Origin of the sequence: Streptomyces sp., from assembly GCF_035563135.1 — a bacterium.
Classification (GTDB): Bacteria; Actinomycetota; Actinomycetes; order Streptomycetales; family Streptomycetaceae; genus Streptomyces.
Genome location: NZ_DATMVN010000065.1, coordinates 1 through 3,038 on the forward strand (window position 1 = coordinate 1; position 3,038 = coordinate 3,038).

Consider the following 3,038-nt stretch of genomic DNA (forward strand, 5'->3'; position numbering starts at 1 on the left):
ACCGTGCCGGTCAGTCGTCCACCGGCCGCCGGGCCCTCGGCAGGCGGGCGGCCTCCGGCCCCTGGAGACGGAGGAAATCCAGGTGACGCTCGTACTGGTCGAGGACGTCGTCGATCACCTGCGAGTGGGTGTAGCCCATGACGTCGTAGCCCTGCCCTCCCTCGCCCAGGTGGACCTCCAGCCGGGCGTAGGAGTCCTCCTCGCCGACCATGGCGCCCCGCCCGTACTCGGGCACCGGCACCGTCCGGAGGCAGACCCGGTACTGGAACGGGTGGTCGTCACCGAGCTCGGCGGCGAGCTGCACGCACCCCTGCCCCAGGTCGTCGGTCGACCGGCTCGCCTGCGCGTCGACGCCCTGATCGCGCAGTTCACCGGCGACCTCCTCGAGGGCCGGCACCACCACCTCGTCGAGGTACTCCTCGGCCGAGTCCTCGCTCGGGAAGGCCATGGCCCGTCCCAGCCGCAGTCGCCACGCGGAGGTCCCGTGCCCGTCGGGGGACGCCTCGGCCGCCCGGCCGGACAGCCGGCCGGGCAGGGACTGGTCGCGGCCGGCAGCACGCAGGGACTCCACCTGCAGTGCCTTGTAGAGGCCGACCATGACCAGCACCATCACGAACGCGAACGGCAGCCCCATGATGATCGTGGCGCTCTGCAGGGCCGGGACACCACCCACGAGGAGCATCGCCGCGGTGAGCAGACCGGTGGCGACCGCCCAGAAGATCCGCAGGCCCTTGCCGGCGTCGGTCTGCGGTGTGCGCAGGTGGGAGGACAGGTTCGCCATCACCAGGGCGCCGGAGTCCGCGGAGGTGACGTAGAAGAGCAGGCCCACGAAGGTGGCGACCGCACCGATGAACGGGAAGGCCGGGTACTCCATGAGCAGTGTGTAGAAGCCCCGCTCGGGCGTGTTCATCGCCAGCTCGCCGAACGCCGCGTCCCCCTGGCGAACCCGGTCGATGGCGCTGTTCCCGAAGATCGAGATCCACATGACGATGTAGCTGAACGGGATGATCATCGTCCCGGCCACGAACTGGCGGATCGTGCGACCGCGGGAGATGCGGGCGAGGAACAGGCCGACGAAGGCCGCCCAGGCGATCCACCAGGCCCAGAAGAACAGCGTCCAGCCGTTCAGCCACTCGACCGGCTGCTCGAAGGCGAACGTCTCCAGCGTGAGGCCGGGGAAGCCGCTGACGAAGTCCCCGACGTTCTGCACCAGTCCGTTGAGGAGGAACGTCGTCCTCCCCACGACGAGGAGGTACGCCGCCAGGCCGATGGCCAGCAGGACGTTGAGCTGTGAGAGCCGCTTGATCCCCCGGTCCACCCCGCTCACGGCCGACACCGTCGCCGCCCCGACGGCCAGGACGATCAGCCCGATCTGAGCCGCGCGCCCCTCGGGGATGCCGAAGAGCACCTCCAGGCCGAAGTTGAGCTGGACGACGCCGATGCCCAGCGACGTGGCCACCCCGAAGATCGTGCCCACGACCGCGGCGAGGTCGACGCCGTGCCCCAGGGCGCCGTGGATCCGCTTGCCGAAGACCGGGTAGAGCGCGGACCGGATCGCCAGCGGCAGGTTCCGGCGGTAGGCGAAGTAGGCCAGCGCCATCCCCATCAGCGCGTACATCCCCCACCCGGTGATGCCGTAGTGGAACAGCGTCCAGACGGTCGCCTCCCGCGCCGCCGCCACCGTCCCTCCCTCCCCCACCGGCGGGGCGAGGTACTGCGTCACCGGCTCGGCGACCGCGAAGAACATCAGGTCGGTACCGATGCCGGCGGCGAAGAGCATCGACGCCCAGGCGAAGGTGCTGTACTGCGGCGTCGAGTGCTCGGGGCCGAGCTTGGTCCGGCCGTACCGGGAGACGCCGAGGAACACGACGAAGACGAGGACGGCGGTCGCCAGCGCGATGTAGAACCAGCCGAACCACTCCGACGTCCAGCCCACCACCGTGCCGATCACCTCGGCGGCTGCGGTCGGGGCGACCATCGCCCAGACGGCGATCAGGAGGACGCCGACCGCCGCGCCGTAGAAGACCGGGCGCTTCATCCGGGCCGGCGGCTCGGCACCGGTGGTGGCCCCCGGGGGAGCCGCTCGTTCACTCATGTCTTCTCCATGGCGGTCGTGGTGCACGGGTCGCCGGGCGGATGGAGCGGCGTCCGGTCGGGGGTCGGGGACGGACATCGGGGACGCGGGGCCGACCGTCCCCGGGGACGGGGCTCACATCCTCGCCCGCGAGCGCCTGCGCAGGTGGAACGGGAACGACGCGACCGGTCCTCGATGCGGCCCGGTGACCCGAGGACGGCGCGGACCGCCCGACGCGGGGAGGGGCGGATCCACCACCGGCCGTTCCACGATCGGGAGCACTGATCGCCTACCCGGCTTGCGCGTCCCCTCCGTCCCGCTGGGCGAACCAGCGGGACGCCGCGGGGGCGGTGTTGTGCCAGATGTGCTTGGCCTCGCGGTACTCGGCGAGGCCCGAGGGACCGAGCTCGCGCCCGTTGCCCGACCGGCCGAACCCGCCCCACTCCGCCTGCGGCAGGTAGGGGCCGAAGTCGTTGATCCAGACCGTGCCGTGCCGCAGTGCCCGGGCGACCCGCTCGGCCCGGGCGGTGTCGGCGGTCCAGACCGCGCCGGCGAGCCCGTAGTCGGTGTCGTTGCCCAGCGCGATCGCCTCCTCCTCCGTGCCGAACCGCTCCACCGTGAGGACGGGCCCGAAGGACTCCTCCTGCACGATGCGCATGTCGCGCCGGCAGTCGGCGAACACCGTGGGCAGGTAGAAGAAGCCACCGGCCAGCTCCGGCTCCTCGGGACGGCGGCCACCGGCGACCAGCCGGGCGCCCTCGCGCAGGCCCGTGGCGACGTACTCCTCCACGCTCGCCCGGTGCTCCTCCGACACCAGGGGTCCGCTCTCGGTCGCCGGGTCGAACCCGCTGCCGAGGCGGATGTGCTCGGCGCGCTCGGCCACCGCCGCGACGAACTCGTCGTGCATCTCGTCCTGCACGATCAGCCGGGTCCCCGCGGAGCACACCTGGCCGGAGTGCACGAA

2 protein-coding genes are annotated in these 3,038 nt (G+C 72.0%); both read right to left on the minus strand.

The window, feature by feature from the left end; translation table 11 throughout:
* Positions 1 to 10: 10 nt before the first annotated feature.
* Positions 11 to 2,095, minus strand: a complete 2,085-nt coding sequence (gene betT, locus VN520_RS02850; protein WP_325745223.1) for a choline BCCT transporter BetT — start codon at positions 2,093 to 2,095, stop codon at positions 11 to 13.
* A gap of 268 nt (positions 2,096 to 2,363) precedes the next feature.
* A partial coding sequence (locus VN520_RS02855) for an aldehyde dehydrogenase family protein (protein ID WP_325745224.1) occupies positions 2,364 to 3,038 on the minus strand: 675 nt, incomplete at its 5' end.